Source organism: Thioalkalicoccus limnaeus (assembly GCF_041197575.1).
GTDB lineage: Bacteria > Pseudomonadota > Gammaproteobacteria > Chromatiales > Chromatiaceae > Thioalkalicoccus > Thioalkalicoccus limnaeus.
On the sequence record NZ_JBDKXB010000021.1, the window covers coordinates 1 to 20,966 of the forward strand.

A 20,966-nucleotide genomic window follows, 5' to 3' on the forward strand; every position below is an offset into this window, starting at 1 on the left:
ACGCGAGCGGGATCGCCACCAGGCCGGCCAGCCAACCGCCCAGCGTCGGCCCGAGACCGCCCCACAGCGAGGTGAGCCAGATCAGGAACGCAGCAAAGGGGACGATCAGCCAATAGCGCAGCAGCACCTGGACCCGCGTCGGGCGCTCGGTTGGCACCGCCAGGCGCGGCTCGATGAGGCCGACGATCAACCAGGGCAGGCAGGAGACGAAGAGCCCTAACGCGAAACCTTGAAGGAAGCCGAACATGGGTCTGGCAATGTGGCCTCGGTGACATCCGGCAATCGGCCGGATTCTATCGGCTCGCGGCGCGCGCGGCGAGACGGGGATTACGGGCGATCATGGTCAGCGTGCGTCGAGCCCGGCTTCGGCAAGCGCGACGGCACGAAAGATCGCGCGGCCCTTGTTCATCGTCTCCTTCCATTCGAGCGCCGGAACCGAGTCGGCAACGACGCCGGCACCGGCCTGTATGTGCAGCCGCCCGTCCTTGATCACGGCCGTTCGGATCGCGATCGCGGTGTCCATGTTGCCGTTCCAGGACAGATAGCCGATGGCGCCGGAATACACCCCGCGTTTGACCGGTTCGAGTTCGTCGATGATCTCCATCGCGCGGATCTTCGGGGCGCCCGAGACGGTCCCCGCCGGGAAGGTGGCGCTCAGCACGTCGATCGCCGTGAGACCGCTGTCGAGCTCACCGACGACGTTGGAGACGATATGCATCACATGCGAATAGCGTTCGACGATCATCCGGTCGGTGACCCGCACGGTGCCGGTGCGCGCGACGCGGCCGGCGTCGTTGCGGCCCAAGTCGATCAGCATCAGGTGCTCGGCGAGCTCCTTCGGATCGGCGAGCAGTTCGCGCTCCAGTGCGCGGTCTTCATCCTCGGTGTAGCCGCGGCGGCGGGTGCCGGCGATCGGGCGCACCGTGATCAGGTCATCTTCGAGCCGGGTCAGGATCTCGGGCGAGGAGCCGACGATTTGGAACTCGTCGAGTTCCAGGAAGTACATATAGGGCGACGGATTCAAGCCGCGCAGCGCGCGATAGAGATTCAGGGGGCGCGCGTGGAATGGGATCGACAGGCGCTGCGACAAGACGACCTGCATGCAGTCGCCGGCCAGGATGTAGTCTTTGATGCGGTCGACAGCCTGTTCGAACGCAACCTCGGTGAAGCCGGAGACGAAATCCTCTTCGGCGACCTGCCGTGGCGGCTCCAATGGGGGGCGCGGGGTGCCCTGCTGCATCCGGGCGACCAACTCGTCGAGCCGCGCCTGGCCATCCTCGAAGGTTTCGCCGGCGGTCGGATCCATATTGAGGATCAGGTACATGCGGCCCGTCAAATTGTCGAAGACGACGATCTCGTCGGAGACCATCAACAGGATGTCGGGCGCACCGATCGGGTCCGGATTGGGGCAATGGGCCAGTTTCGGTTCGATGTAACGGATGGTGTCGTAACCGAAGTAACCGACCAGGCCGCCGGTGAAGCGCGGCAGCCCGGGCCGCTCGGCGACCCGGAAACGGCGCTGAAAGGCTGCGATCCAGGCCAATGGATCCGCAACCTCGGCCTCTTCGACGACCTGGCCTCGGTGTTCGACGCGCACCGCGTGGCCGTGGATTCGCAGGCAGGTCCGGCAGGGCAGGCCGATCACCGAGTAACGGCCCCATTTTTCTCCGCCCTGCACCGATTCCAACAGGTACGAATAGGGCCCGTCGGCGAGCTTCAGATACACGCTCAAAGGGGTGTCGAGGTCGGCGAGGACCTCGCGGACCAGCGGGATGCGGTTGTAACCCTGGTCAGCCAGATCGCGGTAGGCTTCGGGTGTCATCGAGTGCTCCAAGCAGCGGGCCGGCTGTCGGTGACGGCGGCTTAACTATCTTCTATCGGCGGTTGCACTTGTCTCGACCAGCCAATCCTCGAGCTCGGCGAGCGAATCGATCACGCCATCGGGCTTGGCCTCTCGGATGTCACGGCCATGGTTGTACCCGTAACTGACGCAGATGATCGTGAAGCCGGCCGCTCGCGCGGCCGTCACATCGCTGATCGAATCGCCGATCATCAGCGCCTGGTGGGGATCTGCGCCGAAATAGTCGGCGGCATGCCGCAGCGGCAGCGGATGGGGCTTCTTGTGCGGCAGCGAATCCCCGCTGACGACGAGCGAGAAATAGCGGCGGATCCCGAGGTCGGCGAGCAGCGGTTCGGTGAATTGCGCGGCCTTGTTCGTGACGCAGCCGAGCGGATAGCCCGCGCCCTTGAGGAAGTCGAGCCCTTCGCGCACGCCCGGGTAGAGCCGCGAGCGGTTCGACGTATTGGCGCGGTAGAGCTCCAAGAAGAGCGGATAGGCCCGCTCGTAATCGGCCTCCGGTGGCTCGCCGTCCAACTGGCCGACGAGCGCTCGGCGCACCAGCCGTTCGACGCCGTTCCCGACCCAGTTGCGCACCGCGGCCTCGCCGTGCCGCGGTCGGCCGAGCTCATCCATCATCGCGTCGACGCAAAAGGCCAGATCGGGAACGCTGTCGATCAGGGTCCCGTCGAGGTCGATCAGGACCATCTTCGGGTGAAGGCGGGATCGGCTCACCGGTTGACACCGGCCAGCGCGGCACGCATCTGCTTGATGATCGTATCGTAGCGGTTCGGATCCTCGGCCCGGCGGTGCCCGAAGATCCCCGACCCGGAAACGAAGGTGTCGGCTCCGGCGGCCTTGATCTCGGCGATGTTGTCGACCTTGACGCCGCCATCGATCTCGAGGCGGATCTCGCGGCCCGATGCGTCGATCATCTGCCGCACTTGACGCAGCTTGTCGAGCGCCGATGGAATGAAGCTTTGTCCACCGAAGCCGGGGTTGACCGACATCAGGAGGATCATGTCCAGTTTGTCGATTACGTACTCGAGATAGGTCAGGGGGGTGGCTGGATTGAAAACCAGCCCGCCACGACAGCCCTCGTTGCGGATCAGTTGCAGCGTGCGGTCGATATGCTCGCTGGCCTCCGGGTGGAAGGTGATGTAGGTGGCGCCGGCGGCGGCGAAATCCGCGACGATGCGGTCGACCGGCTTGACCATCAGGTGCACGTCGATCGGTGCCGTGACACCGTGCTTGCGCAGCGCCTCGCACACCAGCGGCCCGATCGTAAGGTTCGGAACATAGTGATTGTCCATGACATCGAAGTGGACGATGTCGGCACCGGCCGCGAGCACATTGTCCACCTCCTCGCCAAGGCGGGCGAAGTCGGCGGACAGGATCGAAGGGGCGATGAGGTCTTGAGCCATGGGGTCTCTCCGGAGGTGACAGCGGCCCTCTGGCCGGATCAGTCCCTGGGTAGCAGTACCAAAAGATGAGCGGCCAATGTAACCGAATCGTTGGAGATTTTCACGCGCGCACGCGGGCGGTCAGCGTGGCCACCACCGGCCGGCCGAGGACCATCCAACGCGCCGATAGGCGGAGGGGGAAACATGCAACGCAGACGACTCGGAACCACCGATCTCGAAGTCAGCGTCCTGTGTCTCGGGACCATGACCTTTGGCGAGCAGAACAGCGAAGCCGAGGCACATCGGCAGCTGGACGCGGCGGTCGCGGCCGGCATCGATTTCATCGACACCGCCGAGATCTACCCGGTCCCGCCCCGCGCCGAGACCCAGGGCCTGACCGAATCCTTCATCGGCACCTGGCTCGCGCGACGCGGTCGGCGTGATGACCTGATTCTGGCGAGCAAGGTTGCCGGCCCCGGGGACTGGCTGCCCTACCTGCGCGGCGGTCGCAACCGGCTCGATCGGGCCAACATCGAGGCGGCGCTGAACGAGAGCCTCGAGCGTCTACGCACCGATTACCTGGATCTGTACCAACTGCACTGGCCTGATCGGCAGACCAATTTCTTCGGTCGGCTCGGCTATCGGCCGCCCGGCCATGACGACAGTGTGCCTTTGCTCGAGACGCTCGAGGTCTTGCGCGATCTGGTCGCCAGTGGCAAGGTGCGCCATGTCGGCGTGTCGAACGAGACCCCGTGGGGGCTGATGAGCGCATTGCAGCTGGCACGGACGCACGGCTTGCCTCGCCCGGTGAGCATCCAGAACCCCTATAGCCTGCTCAATCGGACGTTCGAGATCGGGCTTGCCGAGATCGCCATGCGCGAGCGATGCGGCCTGCTGGCCTATTCGCCGCTCGGCTTCGGAACCCTGACCGGCAAATACCTCGGCGGGGCGCGGCCAGCCACGGGCCGCCTGACCCGCTTCGAGCGCTTCAGCCGTTATTCGAACGGCGAGGCCGAGCGAGCGACCGCCGACTATGTCGAGCTGGCGCGGCGCCACGGTGTGAGGCCTGCGCAAATGGCGCTGGCCTATGTCACGAGCCGACCCTTCGTCACGGCCACGATCATCGGCGCGACAAATCTGGAGCAACTGAACGAAAATATCGCGAGCCACGACCTGACCTTGTCGGAAGACTTGGAGCGGGAGATCGACGCGATCCACACCCGGCAGCCGAACCCGGCGCCATGACCGAGTCGAGCCTCGGCCGACTTCTCTCAAACCCCATCAATGCCTGGAGAACCGATCGATGATTAGGCGCGTTTCCGTTGTGGCCTGTGTCCTGTTTTTCGCGATGGCCGCGCAGGCCGAAACACCCAATCCGAGGGTCGCCCTCGACATCAGTATCGGCGGGGAGCCGGCCGGGACCCTGGTCCTCGAACTGCGCGCGGATGTGGTGCCTCGCACCGCGGAGAACTTTCGCGCACTGTGCACGGGCGAGGCCGGCGTTGGACAATCCGGCAAGCCCTTGGCCTACGCCGGGACACCTTTTCACCGGATCATTCCCGGGTTCATGGTGCAAGGCGGGGATTTCACGCGGCATAACGGGACCGGAGGCGAGTCGATCTATGGCCCCCGATTCCCGGATGAGAATTTCGAGCTGAAGCATACCGGCTTTGGCATTCTATCGATGGCGAACGCCGGGCCTGACACCAACAGCTCTCAATTCTTCATCACAACGGCGAAAACCTCCTGGTTGGATGGGCGCCATGTCGTCTTCGGTGAACTGGTCGAGGGCCACGATGTGTTGCGGGAGATGGACAAACAGGGCAGTCGCAGCGGCCAGACGCGAACGGCCGTCGTGCTGGAGTCGTGTCAAGAGCTGTGAGGCAAGGTCCGGTGTCTAGGGTTGTCAGGGTCGCGCCGCCGGTTGTGCTGGTTGCACGACCCTCGCTTCCCTATACTGGGAAACCGAGCGGGGGAGGGTGCTGGGCACCCCCTTTTGGTACCCGATGCGAGCGATGGAGATTTCCATGAAGAAGGTTGAAGCGATCATCAAGCCATTCAAACTCGACGACGTGCGAGAGGCCTTGTCGGCGGCTGGGATCACCGGGATGACCGCGATCGAAGTCAAGGGTTTCGGCCGTCAGAAGGGCCACACGGAGCTCTATCGCGGCGCCGAGTATGTCGTGGATTTCCTGCCGAAGGTCAAGATCGAGCTGGTGCTCGCCGATGACCAGATCGATGCCTGTCTCGAGGCGATCACGAATGCTGCGCGGACCGGCAAGATCGGCGATGGGAAGATCTTCATCAGTGATGTCGAGCGCGTGGTGCGGATCCGCACCGGCGAGGAAAACGAGGCGGCTGTCTGACTGGCTAGCCCTCCGGCTGCGTCGGTCGAGCCCGGATCCCGATCCGGCGATCCGGGCTCGCTTGGCCGTGGGGATGGTCCTCGAACCCGCACCCGGCGGAGCAGTTTGTCGAGTGGACACGGATTAGTCGCCGACGAATCCTTCCCGCGGTGGAGCGGCTTGTTCGGGCAGTCACCTTAGTTTTCGTCGAGTCTGAGATAGTCCCAGACGCGCTGCGTGAGGCCGATCTGGTCGGGTGGCGGCGTGTCCTCGATGAAGCGGCCGGCTTCGCGATTCAGCGTCAGGACCCGTTCGGCCGTTGCGGCGAGTTCCTGTTCGCCGAGGGCCTTGTACGCCGCAACGAGGATCTCCAACGCCTCCTCGACCGCGCTCGTGCGCTGAAATCGTTCGATCACGTGATTTGCACGGCCTGCGGCCGCGATGTAGGCGCCCCGCCTCATATAGTATCGGGCGACATGGATCTCGTTCTTCGCCAAGTTGTTGCGCAGGTAGAGCATCCGTTGGCGGGCATCCTCGGCATAGCGGCTGTCGGGGAAGCGCTGCACGAGCACCGAGAAGTCGTTGAAGGCATCGAGCGCGGAACCGGGATCACGTTGAGATGGGTCGGTCGGGATGAAACGGTCGAGAAACCCGACGCTGCGGTTGTAGTTGACGATCCCCTTCAAATAATAGGCGTAGTCCACGAACGGGTTCTGTGGGTGCTGTTTGATGAAACGGTCGGCGGCCACGATCGCGGCCTCGGGCTCATCGTTCTTATAGTGGGCGTAGGCGATGTCGAGTTGGGCCTGCATCGCGTAGCGGCCGAAGGGATAACGGGTCTCCAGCTTCTCGTAATATTCGATGGCGCGTTGGTAGTTACCCGACCGCATCTCCCTGGCCCCGGCGTTGTAGAGTTGCGTGACGTCCCAGCCCTCCGTTTCGTCGGCTTGACGGTTCAACCAGGCGCACCCGGCCAGGGATAGAATCAGCAGGGCGCTGACGATGATTGAGAAGATTCTGACCATGCTACATTCAGCTCGCGGAGACACCTTGGCAGTATACAGCAAGGCCTTGCCGGTGCGATCGGGTCGCGGCTGGGTCGCCATCGCTGCGAGTCCGATCGGTGGCTGAGGTCGGCCCAGCGCCGCGTGAGTTGCGAGTCGGTATCGCGCAAGCGGGTCGGCGGCTCGATCAGGTGCTCGCCGAGGCCTTGCCCGAGTTCTCGCGCAGCCGCATTCAGCGTTGGATCGAGGCGGGCCAGGTTCAGGTCGAGGGCCGCGTTCGGCGGTGTCGTGATCGGGTCCAGGTCGGTGAACGGATCCTGTGCGTGCCGACGAGTGACCCGGTCGGTGATGATCGGGCCGAGGCGATCCCGCTGACGGTGGTCTTCGAGGATTCGGACCTCCTCGTCGTCGACAAGCCCGCCGATCTGGTCGTGCACCCCGCTGCCGGGAACCCTGATGGGACTCTGCTGAACGCCTTGCTGCACCACTGCCCGGCGTTGCGCCACCTGCCCCGCTCGGGACTCGTCCATCGGTTGGACAAGGACACCACCGGGTTGCTGGTCGTGGCCAAGACCCTCGCGGCGCACACGGCGCTGGTGCGCCAGTTGCAGGAGCGCTCGATGCATCGTGAATACCGGGCGTTGGTCAACGGTACGATGCGTGCCGGCGGGCGGATCGAGGCCCCGATCGGCCGCCATCCGGTCCAGCGCAAGAGGATGGCTGTCGTATCCAGCGGGCGCCCAGCGGTGACCCATTATCGGATCCTCGAGCGTTTTTCCGCCCAAACGCTGATCGGTGTCCGGCTCGAGACCGGGCGGACCCACCAGATCCGTGTGCATCTCGCCCATGTGCGCCACCCGCTCGTCGGCGATCCAGTCTACGGGGGACGTCCGCGACGGCCGAAGGGCGCGTCGTCGACCCTGATCGCTGCGTTGCAGGGGTTTCCGCGTCAAGCGCTGCACGCGGTGGCCCTTGGCCTGACGCATCCACGCGATCGAACCTCGTTGCATTTCGAGGTCCCTCTCGCCGCTGATTTGGCGGCCTTGATCGATACGCTGCGCAAGGAGCAGAACCTCGATGTGGATCGAACCGGATTGGCCGGCGCCGGCTAATGTCCGAGCCCTGTGCACGACCCGGCACGGCGGGGTCAGCACCGAGCCGTTCGCGTCGTTGAACCTCGCCGATCATGTCGGCGACGATCCCGATGCCGTCGCCCGCAATCGCGCGATCCTGCGCGAACGGACAGCGATCCCCGCCGATCCGATCTGGTTGCGGCAGGTCCATGGCACCCGGGTGACCGATGCGGCGAAAAACGGCGCCGACCGGGAGGCCGACGCGGCCTTCACCGACAGCGCTGGGATCGTCTGTGCGGTGCTGACCGCGGATTGCCTGCCGCTGTTGCTGTGCGACCGCAGTGGTCTCCGAATCGCCGCCGTGCATGCTGGTTGGCGGGGCCTCGCTGCGGGTGTCATCGAGGCGGCTATCGACCGGTTTCCGGTAGACCCTGGAGGACTTTTGGCCTGGATGGGTCCCGCCATCGGGCCGCGCGCCTTCGTGGTCGGGGGTGAGGTGCGCGAGCGATTCCTGCACCAGGACCCGGCGGCGGCGGCGGCCTTCGAGCCGGCCCAGGCGGACCGTTGGCATGCCGATCTCTACGCGCTGGCCCGACGGCGCCTCGCGCTGCGCGGTGTCCGAGCCGTCTGGGGCGGCCGTTTGTGTACCCATGCCGATCCGGGTCGTTTTTTCTCCTATCGCCGCGATGGTCGGTGCGGGCGGATCGCCACGCTGATCTGGTTGACCGGTGGTGACCGGGCACGCGAACCTGTCGGACCCTAGGCCCGGTCGGTCGTATCGCGTGATGCCGTGCTTGACGCCCGGACGCCCTTCGGGTAAACCCTTAAAAGCGACTGAGGATACTGGGCGATCGAGCTTTGTCGAGGTGCGTCTTGTCTGATTGGAACATGCTGACCTTGGTCGGCGAGGACCGGCCGGGGATCGTCGCGGCCGTGACCCGCGCACTCTTCGATGCCGGCTGTCATCTCGGCGAGGCATCGATGATTCGGCTCGGGGGAAATTTCACCATCATGCTGATGGTGCGTGACGCACGACCCGCGATCGGCCTCGAGGAGGCCTTGGCGCCGGTGGCGGCCGATCTCGGCTTGCGCTGTCACATCGATCCCGTGTCCGGGGGGCCGCACCGCCATCTGGTGCCGAATATTCAGGTTCGGGTCGTTGGTGCCGATCGCGCGGGGATCGTTGCCGAGGTAACCGAAGCCCTTGCGGCGACCGGCTTCAATATCCTCGAATTGGAGTCGGATGTGTGCGGTGATCCGGATCAGCCCGTCTACATCATGCATATTCAAGGTTGTTCGACCGAGCCCATCGAGGACTTGACCGAAGCGCTAGCTGGGCTTCGACAACGCGGCATCTCGGTCGAGATCTCGCCGGTCGAGACCTTGATCGGCTGAAGCCGATGGCCGTTCAGCCGATCCTGCGCCTGCCCGACGAGCGCCTGAAGCAGATTTCGGAGCCCGTTGCCGCCTTCGACAGCGAGTTGCGGTCGCGGGTTGCTGGTCTCGAGGAGACCCGTTTGGCCGGTCCCGCCGCCGTCGGCATCGCGGCCCCGCAGACCGGCTGGTTTCAGCGCGTCGTGATCCTCGATGTGTCGTCGAAGAAGGGGATCGCGCACCATGGCCATCTGGTTCTGGTGAATCCCGAGATCGTACATTGGGAGGGCTACGAAATCGGGCGCGAGGGTTGTCTTTCGGTGCCCGATTACACCGGCAACGTGATCCGCGCGACGCGCATCCGCCTCCTGGCCCAGGATCTGGATGGCGAACCGCGAGAGCTGGAGATGGAGGGGTTCGAGGCACGCGCCGCGCAGCACGAGATCGACCACCTCGATGGCCTGTTGTTCGTCGACCGGGTCGTCAGTCGTCGGACCGACCTCTTCCGGCGAAAAGTGTATCGGGCCGGAGGTGCGGGCGATGATCGACAGCCGACCTGATTCGCCGGTTCAGCGAGCGCTGTTTCATGGCAAGCTACCGAGGAGGTCGGGACCGATGCCGGTTCGGCCACGGCCAGTCCATTTTCGCTGTTCCGACCCCATCTCTGCCAGAGTCTAGCTTGAGTCGGCCGATCGGCCGCAACGAACGCGAGTACCCCGTCATGAGGCAAAGCATCCGTATTCTCGTCGCCTTGTTGCTGGCGCTTCTGCTGGCCGGTGCCAGCTGGGCCCGCCCGCAGGAGGTCGCCCTTTCGGAGCTCTTTCCGAACCAACAGCATGCCCGGACGATACAGGTCATCAACAGTGTTCTGGAACGCCATCATTACCGGAAATGGGCGCTCAACGAAGAGTTCACCGGCGAGGTCCTGAACAACTATCTGGCGGCGCTGGACGCCAATCGGTCCTTCTTTCTGGCGCGGGACGTCGAGCGGTTCGAGCGCAATCTGAGGCGACTGACGGAGGAACTCAGGCGCGGCGATGTGGCTGTCGCCTTCGATATCTTCCGCCTGTACCGAATGCGTGTCGAACACCGTGTCGACCAGGCGTTGGGCTTGATCGGTCAGCCGTTCGATTTCGAGCAGGATGAGTCCTACGAGTTCGATCGGTCCAAGTCTCCGTGGGTGGTCCGCGACGAGGACCTCGACGATCTTTGGCGGCGGCGCATCAAGAACGATGCCTTGAGCCTGCGCCTGGCGGGCCGTGACGATGATGCCATCCGCGAGCAGTTGCGCAAGCGCTACGAAGGCTTGGCGCGGCGCGTCCGCCAGTTCACTCAGGACGACGTCTTCGAGATGTTCGCCAACGCGCTGGGTCAGGCGCTCGAACCCCATACGAGCTTCATGTCGGCGGCCTCGTCGGAGAACTTCGACATCAGCATGCGTTTGTCGCTCGAGGGCATTGGCGCGGTGCTGCGCGGAGACAGCGATATGACCGTGGTGCAGCGGACCATACCGGGTGGGCCGGCCGCCGAGTCGGGGCTGATCCAGGCCGGCGATCGGATCGTCGGTGTCGGTCAGGGAGAGGAGGGTCAGATCGAGGACGTCGTCGGCTGGCGATTGCAGGACGTGGTCGATCGGATCCGCGGCCCGAAAGGGTCGGTCGTGCGTCTGCAGATCCTGCCGAGGACCCTCGGCGCGGACGGGCCGACGCGCGAGATCAGGCTCGAGCGCAATCAGATTCGCCTCGAGGACCAGGCCGCGAAGGCGCGGGTCCTCGATCAACTCGAGAACGCCCCGGGTCTGCGTATCGGCGTCATCGAGATCAGCGCCTTTTATCGCGATTTTCGCGCCGAATCGGAGGGGGTGAAGGATTTTCGCAGTTCCACGCGCGATGTTCGCGGGCTGGTCGAGGATCTGACCCGGCAAGGGATCGACGGACTGGTCATCGATCTGCGCGGAAACGGGGGTGGATCCCTGACCGAGGCGACAGCCCTGACCGGCCTCTTCATCGACCAGGGCCCCGTGGTCCAGGTCAAGGATTCGGCTGGCCGTATCGAGATCGAGCGCGATCCGAGCCCCGGTGCCATCTATACGGGGCCGTTGGCGATCCTCGTCGATCGAGACAGCGCATCGGCCTCGGAGATCTTTGCCGGCGCGATTCAGGATTATCGACGCGGTCTGGTCATCGGTGAGCCGACCTTCGGCAAGGGTACGGTCCAGACGCTGATCGACCTCAACCGTTATGTTCCCGGCGGAAGCACCGACCTCGGTCGTCTGCGTCTGACGATGGCGCAGTTTTATCGGGTGAGCGGCGGCAGTACGCAACTCAGGGGCGTGGAACCCGATATCCTGCTGCCGACGGCCGAGGATATCGACCGGCATGGTGAGCGGGCACTCGACAACGCGCTCCCCTGGACGCGGATCGACGCGGTCGACTTCCCTGGTGCCAGCAAGACCAGTTTGAGGGAGCTGCGTGAGCGCTCATCCGAACGGGTCGCGCGAGACCCTGGTTTCGAGATGCTGGTAGCCCGAAATCGCACGCTGCGCGAGATCAGCGAGCAACAGCGGGTCTCGTTGCGCGAGGCCGATCGGCGGGCCGAGACGACTCGTCGCGAGCAGATCCTCGAGGAACAGAAGAACGCCTTCCTGCGACGGCATGGGATGACACCCGTCCCGGCCGATGAGGAGTTTCCGGACGAACGGTTGTTGGAAAAGGAGCTCGAGGTCATCGCCCAGATCCAGCTTGATGAAGCGGCTCGGATCCTGGCCGATGCCATTCTGCTTCAAGGGACCACCAGGACTCGCTCCGCGATGCGCGATTGACGCACCTGGCGTATGACCGGCCGTTTTTCGCGTCGCCCGGTGCGAGGCCCGTTTCCGTGCACCCGTGGGGCCAGCCGATGACGGGTGCTTCCTTGTGAGCGATGCTTACGCCGTCTTCCGGCAGCGGTTACGACGCTTGTCGGCTGTCTCCGATGTGAACCGCCTATTGCGATTCCGAATTGGCCTGGAAAAGGAAGGTCTGCGGGTCGGCCCGGATCGGCGCATCGCGATGAGCCGCCATCCGGCGGTGCTGGGCTCACCCTTGACCCATCCTTATCTGACGACCGATTTTTCGGAGGCGCTCCTCGAGTTCGTGACGCCTCCGGCGCCGTCTGGTGCCGAGGCACTGGCGTTCCTAGGGGATCTGCATCGGTTCGTCTACCAGTACCTCGGCGATGAGGTGATTTGGGCGACCAGCATGCCCTGCGTCCTCGACGGAGGCGAGTCGATCCCGTTGGCGCGTTATGGCTGCTCGAATGCGGCCGAGATGAAGACCGTCTATCGCCGCGGACTCGGCAATCGGTATGGCCGCATCATGCAGGTCATTGCCGGCGTGCATTTCAATTTCTCCTTGTCCGATGAGTTCTGGCCGGTGTATCAGTCGTTGGAAGGCGATGACGGGGATCCGCGCGCGTTCCGCGACGAGTCCTATATGGCGATGATCCGCAATCTGCAACGGGTCGGCTGGCTCGTGCCGTACCTGTTCGGTGCGTCGCCGGCGGTCTCCAACAGTTTCATCGAGGGACGCCGGACGGCCTTGATCCCGTTCGACGGGCAGACCGCTTACGAGCCATTCGCGACCTCGCTGCGGATGGGGGATATCGGTTACCAGAACCGGCAGGAGGAGGGCACCGGGATGAAGGCTAGTTACGACAGTCTGGATGCCTACACCCGGAGCCTGACCTGGGCGATCGAGACACCTTGTCCGCATTACGAGCATATCGGCGTCAAGATCGGTGACCGTTACGAGCAGCTCAACGACCACGTGCTGCAGATCGAAAACGAATACTACAGTACGGTTCGGCCCAAGCAGATCACCGAGTGGATGGAACGCCCGACCTGGGCGCTGCGGCGACGTGGGATCGCCTATGTCGAGCTGCGTTCGTTGGATGTCTGCGCCGGCGAGCCACTTGGCGTCGGCGAGGAGCAGATCGATTTCTTGCGGGTCTTGGTGCTCCTCTGTCTGCTTCAGGAGAGTCCGCGGATCAAACCGCGGGAACGCCGTGCGATCGATGAGAATCAGGTGCGCACCGCTCATCGAGGCAGGGACCCGGCCTTGTGTCTGGATCGCGATGCGGAGCTCGTGCCTTTGCGCATGTGGGCGACCGAGTTGCTGGAGGTGATGCGCCCAATCGCTGAGCTGCTCGACGGCGGGGACGAGGGGCCATGCCAACGCAGCCTCGCGCGCCAGCGCGACAAGGTCGCGGATCCGGATCGCACGCCATCGGCCAAGATGCTTGCCGAGATGCGGGACCGCCATGAGTCCTTCAGCGATTTCGCTTACCGGATGAGCACGGAACACCGTGACTGGTTCCGCTCTCGGGCCTTGTCGCCGGAACGTTTGGCACTGTTCGAACGACTTGCCGCCGAATCCTTGGCCCGCCAGGCCGAGATCGAAGCCGCGGACGATGAGACCTTCGATCGTTTCCTCGAACGCTATAACCATGCCGAGTACCATTGATCAAGTCGACACCCGGGCCGTCGATCACGCGATCAATCGTGTGCTGGCCGCCGAAGAGGCCGGGCGAGCGGCCCTGAAGCAATGCACGGAGCAGGCCGCTGCGCTGGTCGCGGCAGCCGAGGCCCAGGCGGATCGGATCAGTCGGCGAACCGAACGACGTATTCAAACGGCGCACGCGATCGCCGATCGCCACCTCGAGCGAGTGCTGCTCGGCTTGGCCAAGACGGCCGCCGAGGAGGATCCGCACGACCTCCTGCCTCCGATCGGGGAGATCGACCGCGCGATCGAGCGTCTGATCGACGAGATGATCGGTCCGCCGGCGTGATCGCCGCACACCGCTACGCCTACGCTCAGGCCCGCCTTCAGGCCGCTCTGGCGGCCTTGCCCGATGAATCGACCTGGCAGCGGCTGGCGGCCAACCGAACTCTCGCTGCGTATCTCGAGGAGGCGCGCACCCTGCCTTGCGGTCCCTGGGTCCGCGGGTTCTCGGGCCACAACGGCCCGCACGAACTCGAACCGGGCTTGCGGGTCCTGTATCGCGATACGGTCGATGCGGTCGCGGCCTGGATGCCGCCGTCGTGGCGCGAGGCGGTAATCTGGACTCGCTGGTGGCCCTGCCTGCCGATGATCGCGCACTGGATGCATCGGGGCGAGGCGCCGATCTGGGTGCAACAGGATTACCTGCTGCGGCCGCTGCTCAACGAGCAGGGGCGTCTCACCTCGGCTGGCCTGATGCGTGCGGGGCCCGCGCCCCTGGTGACTGACGAGGAGGAGGACCTCCTAGCGGTTTGGGCGCGTATCTGGCGGGAATCCTGGCCGCGTACCAGTCGCGACGAGCGCGTGGCGCTGGAAACGCTGACCCGGCTGATCCTTCGGTATGGGACGGCCGTTCCGGGAGGCGACCGGGCCGACTCTGGCGCCGGGCGGTCGCGGCTGCGCGGGCGGCTGCATCGGTTCTTTCACCGTTCTCTGCTCCAGCCAGCGAGCGCCTTCACCTTTCTCGCGATCGTCGGCCTGGATTTGGAGCGGCTGCGCGGCGAGCTGGTGACGCGCGCGCTGTTCGCCGCGGAGGCCGTCTAATGCTATCGCCGGTGCCGGCGCGTTGGTTCGAGGTCTTGTGCAGTCGTGGCGAGGCTGTACACACATCGGCGGTATTGGCTGCAACCGGCGCCGTCGAGATCGAGGTGCGCCCAAACCTGGTGACCGATGTCCTGTTGCGCGAGCTCGCAACCGGCCTGGCCGACTTCGAGCAGCGGCAGACCCGGTATGGGCGCTATTGGGCGCGCGGCAACTTGCGCCCAGCACCGATGACGGGTGCTCCCGAGGTGGTATTGGCGCGCGCCCTCGATCGGCTGAGCGCGTGGCAGCGCGACGCCGATCGCCTGATCGATGCGCTACAGGCTTGCGAGGAGGAATCCACGAGGCTCAAGTGGCTCGGCGAGGTCGTGGCCCGTCTGATCGGCGGGTCCTTGGATTTCGATCTGGTCGCACGGTCCGGCCCGGTGCTCGGCACCTTCTGCGTTCTTCTGCCAAGTGACGCCGAGCCTCGGTTTCCCGATTGGGTGATCGCCCGCGGCGTCTCTTGGGAGGGGCACCAGTGTTTCCTGATCGTCGGGCCTGCCGAACGCCTCGAGGACGTCAAGGTGCCGCTGCGCGCCCGCAAGGGACGCATCATCGAGCGGCCGGCGTGGTTGTGCGGCCGGGCCGACGAGGCCCATGCCGCGATCCTCGCGCGCCGCCGCCAACTGTCGACGCGCATCGTGCACCTGTATGCCGAGCTCGATAGCCTCTACGAAGACCATCGGCTCGGCGATGTACTGGCCCAATTGGTCTGGTTGGCCTGGTTCGCCCGGCAGGTCGGCGGGCTCGAACGGGCTAGCGATCACCTGGTCTGGATCACCGGCTGGAGCAACGACCTGACGGGGAGATCCTTGGCCGCGGCGCTCGAAGGAACCGAGAGTCGCGCGCTGCTGCGTTTCCGGCCGCCTCCGCCGGGAATCGAACCGCCGCAGATCCTCGACAACCCGCGTTGGATGCGGCCCTTCGAACTGTTTGCCCGGGCCTTTGGTGTGCCGGGGGCCGACGAGGCGGATCCGACGCCAGTCCTCGCGCTCGTGGTACCGCTGATCTTCGGTTACATGTTCGGCGATCTCGGGCAAGGGCTGGTGCTGGCCGCCGCCGGCTGGTGGCTGCGCGATCGGTTCGAACCGGCCCGCCTTTTGATGTACTGCGGCCTGTCGGCGATGGCCTTCGGCCTCGTCTTCGGCAGCCTGTTCGGCCGCGAGGATCTGATTCCCGCGCTGTGGCTCCACCCGCTCGACGCACCGCTAGTGGTAATTTTGGTCCCGCTGATCTTCGCCGTCGGCCTGCTGGTCGTAGGCCAGATGCTGGCCGCCGTGGGCGCGCGACAGCGCGGCGATCTGGCTTCTTGGTGGCGCGTCGATGCCGGTTTCCTCCTGTTCTATCTGGGGCTGCTGGGCTGGCTTGCCGATCCGGCCGCGGCCTGGCTCGCCGCGCTCGGGCTGGCCTGGTATCTGATCGGCGCCATCGTCACCTCCGATCGGTGGCTGGGGGTCCTGGCAGCTGTTGGGCGCTTGCTTGAGAACGGCCTGCAGATCCTCGTCAATACGCTGTCGTTCGCGCGGGTCGGGGCCTTTGCGCTGGCCCACGCGGCGCTGTCGTTGGCCGTCGTGACCATGGCCGACGCTGCGCCGCTACTTTGGAGTATGCTGATCCTGATCCTCGGCAACCTGGTCATCATCGCCCTCGAGGGGTTGGTTGTCTCGATTCAGACGACGCGCCTGATGCTGTTCGAGTTCTTCAACCGTTTCCTGCGGGGGACCGGGCGGGTCTTCCGGCCCTTGCCGCCGCCGTTGGCGGGTGTGGTTCGAGCAGGTCCCGGCGCGTCACCCACGCCGACAGGCTGAACGGAGACTGTGATGTCACGACAAGCTTCATCGATCCTCTGGGTGCTCCTGGGTTTGACCCTGGTGACCGGGCTCGCGACGCTGGTCCTCTGGTATGCGCCGACCGTCGTGGCCGAGGATGCCGCCGTTGGGCTGGCTGCCACCGCGGTCGATCCTGGCGTGCTTCGCTGGGGCTTCATCGCCGCCGCGTTGGCGACCGGGCTGGCCGCACTGGGCGCCGCGTATGCGGTGGCCGTGATCGGCGCGGCGGCGGTCGGCGCGCTGACCGAGAAGCCGGAACTCTTCGGGCGGGTCATCATCCTGGTCGGGTTGGCGGAGGGAATCGCGATCTACGGGGTCATCGTTTCGGTCCTGATCCTCAATCGGCTCGGCTGACATGGCCCGGTTCGCCTTTCTCGGGGACGAGGTGAGCGCGGCCGGATTCCGCTTGACCGGCGTTGCGACCCATGTCCCGCGCCCGGACGAGATCCCGGCCCTGGTGCGGCGACTTGGCGAGGAGGTCGAGGTGATCCTGCTGACCGCCGAGGTCGCCGCGCAGCTGCCGAAGGGTTGGCTGGACGAGACCCACGCCGCCGATTGGCCGCTGGTGTGCGTGATGCCGGATATCCGCGGTCACCAGGAACCGCCGGACTTCGCCGGCCCGATTCGCGGGCAGTTGGGGATCGGCTGATGCGCATCGAGGAACGCGAACAGGGTTTGATCAACCTGGTCACGGCCTATCGGGACCAGTCCTGTCGTCGGCTCTTGGACGAGGCGCAAGGCGAGGCGCGGGACCTGATCCGGCGGACCTATGGTCGCGAACGTGCCCACCTGCATGCGCAGATCGTCGCCGAGCGCCAGCGTGCGCGGAGCCGGATCGAGGCCGCGTTGGCGGATCGTGATACCCGCGAGCGGCGCCGCGGCGAACGCGCGACGGCGCGGCTGCTGGAGGCTGCTTGGCCGCGGTTGCAGACCGCACTCGTCGCGCGCTGGCAATCGCCGGGCGGACGACGCCAGTGGGCCGAACGGGCGCTGGAGCTGGCTCGACAGAGCTTCCCAGCGGGTGACCGCGACGGACGCTGGATGATCCAGCATGCGCCGGAATGGGTCGACGACGAGCGTCGCGAGCTGATCGTCGCGATGGCCCTCGGCTTGAGCTACCAGCCGCGTTGCTACAGCGATGGTCAGATGGTTGCCGGGTTGAAGATCACGGGACAGGGCGCGGTCCTGGATGCGAGCCTCGCCGGCTTGCTGCAGGATCGTCGACGCTTGGAGGCTCGCCTGCTCGCGCTGCTGGCGGCCGACAGCGGCGCACCGCCGGTTGCCAAACGGACGACGCGATGACCACGGCGACCACGACCTGGATCAGCGGACCCGTGCTGAAGGCGCGGCCCGATGGCGCCTTCCGGTTGCGCGAGGCCGTCACGATCGGACCGGAGCAACTGCTCGGCGAGGTCATTCGGATCGCGCGCGACGAGATCGTCGTTCAGGTCTACGAAGACACCAGCGGCTTGCGCCCCGGCACGTCGGTGACCGGCCGTGGCCAGCTTTTGTCGGTGCGTCTCGGGCCTGGGCTGCTCGGTCGGATCTTCGATGGTCTGCTGCGCCCGATCGGGGATCCGCAGGACCCCTATGTGACCCCTGGCCTGAAGGTCGATCTGGCGCAGGTGGCCTATTTCCGGCCGCTGTGCGTGCCCGGTGACCGCGTGCAGGCGGGACAGCCGATCGGCGAGATCGGTGTGTTCGAGGGCGCGATCCTGCGCTGCCTCGTGCCGCCGGATCAGGCCCCGGGCGTGATCGTCGAGATCGCCGCGGCCGGCGAGTATCGCGACGACGAGGTCATCGGTCGGCTGCGCACCGACGACGGTCGCCTGCAGGCCCTGACCATGTGTCACGACTGGCCGGTGCGGGTCCCGCGGCCGGTCATGGTGCGGCTGCCGTCCGATGAGCCGATGGTGACCGGCCAGCGCATCATCGACTGCCTGTTTCCGATCGCCCGCGGCGGAACCGGTGCGATCCCCGGCGGCTTCGGCACCGGCAAGACCGTCTTGCTCGAGACGGTCGCCAAATGGTGCGATGCCGACGTCATCGTCTACGTCGGCTGTGGTGAACGCGGCAACGAACTGGCCGGGCTCCTGAGCGAGTTCGCCGAGTTGGTCGATCCTCGTAGCGGCCGGCCGCTGCTCGAACGCACGGTGGTGATCGCGAACACCTCGAACATGCCGGTCTCGGCGCGCGAGGCGAGCATCTACACGGGCATCACGGTGGCCGAGTACTTCCGCGATCAGGGGCTCAATGTGACCTTGATGGCCGACTCGACGAGCCGCTGGGCCGAGGCCCTGCGCGAGGTCTCTGGGCGCCTGGGCGAGCTGCCGGGCGAGGCTGGGCATCCGGCCTATCTCAGCAGTCGACTGGCCGACTTCTACGAACGCGCGGCCAAGGTCCGCACCTTGAACGGCGAGCTGGGCGCGGTCACGCTGCTGGGTGCCGTGAGTCCTCCATCCGGGGACTTCTCGGAGCCGGTGACCAATCACACGAAGCGCTATGTCGGGTGTCTCTGGACGCTCGATGCGCGGCGCGCGCAGGCACGTTTCTACCCGGCCATCCACCCGCTCCAGTCTTACAGCCTCGTCGCCGCCGCCCTGGCCCGCTGGTGGCACAATCAGGGCTGCACCCGCTGGGAGACGCTGCGCCGTCGCTTCCTGACGCTGCTGGAGGAGGAGGCGCGGCTGGAACGGATGGCGCGCATCATCGGCCGCGATGCGATGCCGGCGGCGCAACGGTTGACGCTGCTGTGCGCGCAGCTCGTCAATCAGGCGTTCCTGCGCCAATCGGCCTTTTCGCCGGTCGACCGCTATGCGACGCCCGCGCGTCAGGCCGTCATGATGCGGCTGATTGGTCGTTTCGTCGAGGGGAGCGAGGAGCTGCTCGAGCGTGGCGTGACACCGGAGCAGATCGCCGCGACACCGCTGTTCCGCGGCCTCATGCGCATGAGCGAGGAGATCGCCGAGGGTGATTGGGAGGGGTTTTCGTCGCTCGACCGGGAGCTGACGAACACCTTTCGGCGCCTCGTCGAGGCCGGGCGGGAACCGGATGAGGCGCCGGGACCGGCGGCCGCCCAGCCATGAGGTGAGGTCATGTACGCGAGACTGATCGGCGAGGACATCGCCGAACGCGCCGAGGGACCCTTGTTGTTCCTGCGCCGGCAGGTCGACGTCGGCCTCAACGAGGCCGTCGAGGTCGAAGGGGCCGACGGCCGGGTCCGGCTCGGACGCATCGCGGCCCTCGACGAGGCGCTCGTGACCATCGAGATGCTCGACGACACCGCCGGCCTGGCGCTGGCCGGGACCCGGGTGCGTTTCCTCGGCGAACCCTTGCGCTTTGATGTCGGGCCGGGCCTGCTCGGGCGAATCTTCAATGGCGTGGGCCAACCGATCGACGGCGGGCCGCCGCTGGCCGCCGCCCGCGCGATGCGCGTCGACGGGCTGGCGATCAAACCGTCGGCGCGCTTGGCGCCGGCCGAGTATCTCGAAACCGGGTTCACGGCCATCGACCTGATGAACAGCCTGGTCCGCGGTCAGAAGCTGCCGCTCTTTTCCGGCGGAGGTCTGCCGCACGACCGGATCGCCGTCGACATCGCCTGCCGTGCCCGGCTGCCTGGCGGCCGCGACGGCGGCGAGGGCTTCGCGATCGTCTTCGCCGGGATCGGGATCCCGCACGACAGCGCCGAGTATTTTCGCGCTGAGATGGAACGCAGCGGGGCGCTGGCCCGCACGGTCCTGTTTCTGAACCTGGCGAGCGACGCGAGCGCCCAGCGCCTGTTGACGCCGCGTTTCGCGCTGACGGCCGCCGAATACCTGGCCTTCACCGAAGGCAAGCATGTCCTGGTCATCCTGACCGATCTGACCAACTACTGCGAGGCGCTGCGCGAGGTCTCGGCGAGCCGTGGCGAGGTGCCGAGCCGCAAAGGGTATCCGGGCTATATGTATTCCGACCTGGCGACCCTCTACGAGCGGGCGGGTCGGCTGCGCGGCCGTCCCGGATCCGTGACCCAGATGCCGGTGCTGACGATGCCGAACGACGACATCACGCATCCGATCCCGGACCTGACCGGCTACATCACCGAGGGTCAGATCGTGCTCGATCGCGACCTCCATCGACGGGACATCTATCCGCCGATCCGCGTGTTGCCGAGTCTATCGCGACTGATGAAGGATGGCACCGGCCGCGGCCTGACCCATGCCGATCACCCGGCCCTCGCCGCGCAACTCTATGCGGCCTACGCGCAGGCTCAGCAGACCCGGTTGCTCGCCAGTGTCGTCGGCGAGGACGGTCTTGCGTCCGTTGATCGTCACTACCTGGCCTTCGGCGAGGTCTTCGAGCGGGACCTGCTTCACCAGACCGAGGGCCGGTCTCTGGAGCAGGGGATGGCCGCGGGTTGGCAGGCGTTGCGAACCCTGCCTCGGGGCGAGCTGCATCGACTCAGCGATGCGCAGATCCAGGCCCATCTGGAGGATTGACG

At 65.9% G+C, this 20,966-nt stretch carries 21 protein-coding genes and 1 pseudogene; 17 read left to right on the forward strand and 5 right to left on the reverse strand.

Features of this window, described 5'->3' with window-relative positions; translation table 11 throughout:
* The 4 genes and pseudogenes from ABC977_RS13495 to rpe all read right to left on the reverse strand — a co-directional run.
* Nucleotides 1–247 (reverse strand): annotated as a pseudogene (locus ABC977_RS13495) (cobyrinic acid a,c-diamide synthase); the annotation flags it as partial.
* 96 nt (nucleotides 248–343) lie between these two features.
* Nucleotides 344–1,822, reverse strand: coding sequence for an anthranilate synthase component I (gene trpE / locus ABC977_RS13500; RefSeq protein ID WP_369667792.1), 1,479 nt, complete (start codon nucleotides 1,820–1,822; stop codon nucleotides 344–346).
* A gap of 45 nt (nucleotides 1,823–1,867) precedes the next feature.
* Complete coding sequence (locus ABC977_RS13505; RefSeq protein WP_369667845.1) at nucleotides 1,868–2,545, reverse strand: phosphoglycolate phosphatase; 678 nt, start codon at nucleotides 2,543–2,545, stop codon at nucleotides 1,868–1,870.
* A 23-nt stretch (nucleotides 2,546–2,568) separates the two neighbouring features.
* Complete coding sequence (gene rpe / locus ABC977_RS13510) at nucleotides 2,569–3,261, reverse strand: ribulose-phosphate 3-epimerase (protein WP_369667793.1); 693 nt, start codon at nucleotides 3,259–3,261, stop codon at nucleotides 2,569–2,571.
* Nucleotides 3,262–3,444: 183 nt separating this feature from the next.
* Here rpe and ABC977_RS13515 point away from each other — a divergent pair, with 183 nt between their 5' ends.
* The 3 genes from ABC977_RS13515 (at nucleotide 3,445) to ABC977_RS13525 (ending at nucleotide 5,606) form a co-directional block, all read left to right on the forward strand.
* Nucleotides 3,445–4,485, forward strand: a complete 1,041-nt coding sequence (locus tag ABC977_RS13515; protein WP_369667794.1) for an NADP(H)-dependent aldo-keto reductase — start codon at nucleotides 3,445–3,447, stop codon at nucleotides 4,483–4,485.
* Between the two features lie 58 nt (nucleotides 4,486–4,543).
* Nucleotides 4,544–5,122 carry a peptidylprolyl isomerase gene (locus tag ABC977_RS13520; protein ID WP_439849190.1) on the forward strand — a complete coding sequence of 193 codons (579 nt, stop codon included), beginning with the start codon at nucleotides 4,544–4,546 and terminating at the stop codon, nucleotides 5,120–5,122.
* A 145-nt stretch (nucleotides 5,123–5,267) separates the two neighbouring features.
* The gene (locus ABC977_RS13525) at nucleotides 5,268–5,606 is read left to right on the forward strand and encodes a P-II family nitrogen regulator (RefSeq protein WP_369667795.1); all 339 of its coding nucleotides are present in this window, start codon (nucleotides 5,268–5,270) and stop codon (nucleotides 5,604–5,606) included.
* Between the two features lie 176 nt (nucleotides 5,607–5,782).
* Here ABC977_RS13525 and ABC977_RS13530 read toward each other — a convergent pair whose 3' ends face one another.
* Nucleotides 5,783–6,610, reverse strand: coding sequence for an outer membrane protein assembly factor BamD (locus ABC977_RS13530; protein WP_369667796.1), 828 nt, complete (start codon nucleotides 6,608–6,610; stop codon nucleotides 5,783–5,785).
* A 98-nt stretch (nucleotides 6,611–6,708) separates the two neighbouring features.
* On the opposite strand from ABC977_RS13530, the gene rluD reads away from it, so the two are divergent.
* The 14 genes from rluD (at nucleotide 6,709) to ABC977_RS13600 (ending at nucleotide 20,964) form a co-directional block, all read left to right on the forward strand.
* Nucleotides 6,709–7,701 (forward strand): 23S rRNA pseudouridine(1911/1915/1917) synthase RluD, encoded by a 993-nt coding sequence (gene rluD, locus ABC977_RS13535; protein ID WP_369667797.1) that lies wholly within the window; start codon nucleotides 6,709–6,711, stop codon nucleotides 7,699–7,701.
* Complete coding sequence (gene pgeF, locus ABC977_RS13540; protein ID WP_369667798.1) at nucleotides 7,667–8,425, forward strand: peptidoglycan editing factor PgeF; 759 nt, start codon at nucleotides 7,667–7,669, stop codon at nucleotides 8,423–8,425. The genes rluD and pgeF overlap by 35 nt, the downstream gene beginning before the upstream one ends.
* A gap of 110 nt (nucleotides 8,426–8,535) precedes the next feature.
* Entirely contained in the window at nucleotides 8,536–9,057 is a 522-nt protein-coding gene (locus ABC977_RS13545) for a glycine cleavage system transcriptional repressor (protein ID WP_369667799.1), read from the forward strand.
* 5 nt (nucleotides 9,058–9,062) lie between these two features.
* Nucleotides 9,063–9,596, forward strand: a complete 534-nt coding sequence (def, locus tag ABC977_RS13550; RefSeq protein ID WP_369667800.1) for a peptide deformylase — start codon at nucleotides 9,063–9,065, stop codon at nucleotides 9,594–9,596.
* Between the two features lie 161 nt (nucleotides 9,597–9,757).
* On the forward strand, nucleotides 9,758–11,857 hold the full coding sequence (locus ABC977_RS13555) for a carboxy terminal-processing peptidase (RefSeq protein WP_369667801.1): 2,100 nt from the start codon (nucleotides 9,758–9,760) through the stop codon (nucleotides 11,855–11,857).
* A gap of 94 nt (nucleotides 11,858–11,951) precedes the next feature.
* Nucleotides 11,952–13,538, forward strand: a complete 1,587-nt coding sequence (gene gshA / locus ABC977_RS13560; RefSeq protein ID WP_369667802.1) for a glutamate--cysteine ligase — start codon at nucleotides 11,952–11,954, stop codon at nucleotides 13,536–13,538.
* On the forward strand, nucleotides 13,522–13,863 hold the full coding sequence (locus ABC977_RS13565; protein ID WP_369667803.1) for a hypothetical protein: 342 nt from the start codon (nucleotides 13,522–13,524) through the stop codon (nucleotides 13,861–13,863). Before gshA ends, ABC977_RS13565 begins: the two co-directional genes overlap by 17 nt.
* Nucleotides 13,860–14,618: a hypothetical protein gene (locus ABC977_RS13570; protein WP_369667804.1), complete on the forward strand. Its 759-nt coding sequence runs from the start codon at nucleotides 13,860–13,862 to the stop codon at nucleotides 14,616–14,618. The genes ABC977_RS13565 and ABC977_RS13570 overlap by 4 nt, the downstream gene beginning before the upstream one ends.
* Nucleotides 14,618–16,465, forward strand: a complete 1,848-nt coding sequence (locus ABC977_RS13575; protein ID WP_369667805.1) for a V-type ATP synthase subunit I — start codon at nucleotides 14,618–14,620, stop codon at nucleotides 16,463–16,465. Before ABC977_RS13570 ends, ABC977_RS13575 begins: the two co-directional genes overlap by 1 nt.
* A gap of 12 nt (nucleotides 16,466–16,477) precedes the next feature.
* A complete protein-coding gene (locus ABC977_RS13580; protein WP_369667806.1) occupies nucleotides 16,478–16,840 on the forward strand; it encodes an ATP synthase subunit C in 363 nt (120 codons plus the stop codon).
* A gap of 1 nt (nucleotide 16,841) precedes the next feature.
* Nucleotides 16,842–17,135, forward strand: coding sequence for a V-type ATP synthase subunit F (locus ABC977_RS13585; protein ID WP_369667807.1), 294 nt, complete (start codon nucleotides 16,842–16,844; stop codon nucleotides 17,133–17,135).
* On the forward strand, nucleotides 17,135–17,788 hold the full coding sequence (locus ABC977_RS13590) for a hypothetical protein (RefSeq protein ID WP_369667808.1): 654 nt from the start codon (nucleotides 17,135–17,137) through the stop codon (nucleotides 17,786–17,788). The genes ABC977_RS13585 and ABC977_RS13590 overlap by 1 nt, the downstream gene beginning before the upstream one ends.
* Nucleotides 17,785–19,572: a V-type ATP synthase subunit A gene (locus ABC977_RS13595; protein ID WP_369667809.1), complete on the forward strand. Its 1,788-nt coding sequence runs from the start codon at nucleotides 17,785–17,787 to the stop codon at nucleotides 19,570–19,572. The genes ABC977_RS13590 and ABC977_RS13595 overlap by 4 nt, the downstream gene beginning before the upstream one ends.
* A 9-nt stretch (nucleotides 19,573–19,581) precedes the next feature.
* Nucleotides 19,582–20,964 carry a V-type ATP synthase subunit B gene (locus ABC977_RS13600; RefSeq protein WP_369667810.1) on the forward strand — a complete coding sequence of 461 codons (1,383 nt, stop codon included), beginning with the start codon at nucleotides 19,582–19,584 and terminating at the stop codon, nucleotides 20,962–20,964.
* Nucleotides 20,965–20,966: the final 2 nt, after the last annotated feature.

What these genes read in the sequence shown, in the direction of transcription:
- ABC977_RS13595 (WP_369667809.1), top strand. Translation starts at nt 17,785, where the DNA reads ATGACCACGGCGACCACGACCTGGATCAGCGGACCCGTGCTGAAGGCG.
- ABC977_RS13525 (WP_369667795.1), top strand. Translation starts at nt 5,268, where the DNA reads ATGAAGAAGGTTGAAGCGATCATCAAGCCATTCAAACTCGACGACGTG.
- def (WP_369667800.1), top strand. Translation starts at nt 9,063, where the DNA reads ATGGCCGTTCAGCCGATCCTGCGCCTGCCCGACGAGCGCCTGAAGCAG.
- ABC977_RS13515 (WP_369667794.1), top strand. Translation starts at nt 3,445, where the DNA reads ATGCAACGCAGACGACTCGGAACCACCGATCTCGAAGTCAGCGTCCTG.
- rpe (WP_369667793.1), bottom strand. Translation starts at nt 3,261, where the DNA reads ATGGCTCAAGACCTCATCGCCCCTTCGATCCTGTCCGCCGACTTCGCC.
- ABC977_RS13520 (WP_439849190.1), top strand. Translation starts at nt 4,544, where the DNA reads ATGATTAGGCGCGTTTCCGTTGTGGCCTGTGTCCTGTTTTTCGCGATG.
- ABC977_RS13600 (WP_369667810.1), top strand. Translation starts at nt 19,582, where the DNA reads ATGTACGCGAGACTGATCGGCGAGGACATCGCCGAACGCGCCGAGGGA.
- ABC977_RS13530 (WP_369667796.1), bottom strand. Translation starts at nt 6,610, where the DNA reads ATGGTCAGAATCTTCTCAATCATCGTCAGCGCCCTGCTGATTCTATCC.
- trpE (WP_369667792.1), bottom strand. Translation starts at nt 1,822, where the DNA reads ATGACACCCGAAGCCTACCGCGATCTGGCTGACCAGGGTTACAACCGC.
- ABC977_RS13585 (WP_369667807.1), top strand. Translation starts at nt 16,842, where the DNA reads ATGGCCCGGTTCGCCTTTCTCGGGGACGAGGTGAGCGCGGCCGGATTC.
- pgeF (WP_369667798.1), top strand. Translation starts at nt 7,667, where the DNA reads ATGTGGATCGAACCGGATTGGCCGGCGCCGGCTAATGTCCGAGCCCTG.
- ABC977_RS13580 (WP_369667806.1), top strand. Translation starts at nt 16,478, where the DNA reads ATGTCACGACAAGCTTCATCGATCCTCTGGGTGCTCCTGGGTTTGACC.
- ABC977_RS13575 (WP_369667805.1), top strand. Translation starts at nt 14,618, where the DNA reads ATGCTATCGCCGGTGCCGGCGCGTTGGTTCGAGGTCTTGTGCAGTCGT.
- ABC977_RS13505 (WP_369667845.1), bottom strand. Translation starts at nt 2,545, where the DNA reads ATGGTCCTGATCGACCTCGACGGGACCCTGATCGACAGCGTTCCCGAT.
- ABC977_RS13555 (WP_369667801.1), top strand. Translation starts at nt 9,758, where the DNA reads ATGAGGCAAAGCATCCGTATTCTCGTCGCCTTGTTGCTGGCGCTTCTG.
- ABC977_RS13565 (WP_369667803.1), top strand. Translation starts at nt 13,522, where the DNA reads ATGCCGAGTACCATTGATCAAGTCGACACCCGGGCCGTCGATCACGCG.
- ABC977_RS13590 (WP_369667808.1), top strand. Translation starts at nt 17,135, where the DNA reads ATGCGCATCGAGGAACGCGAACAGGGTTTGATCAACCTGGTCACGGCC.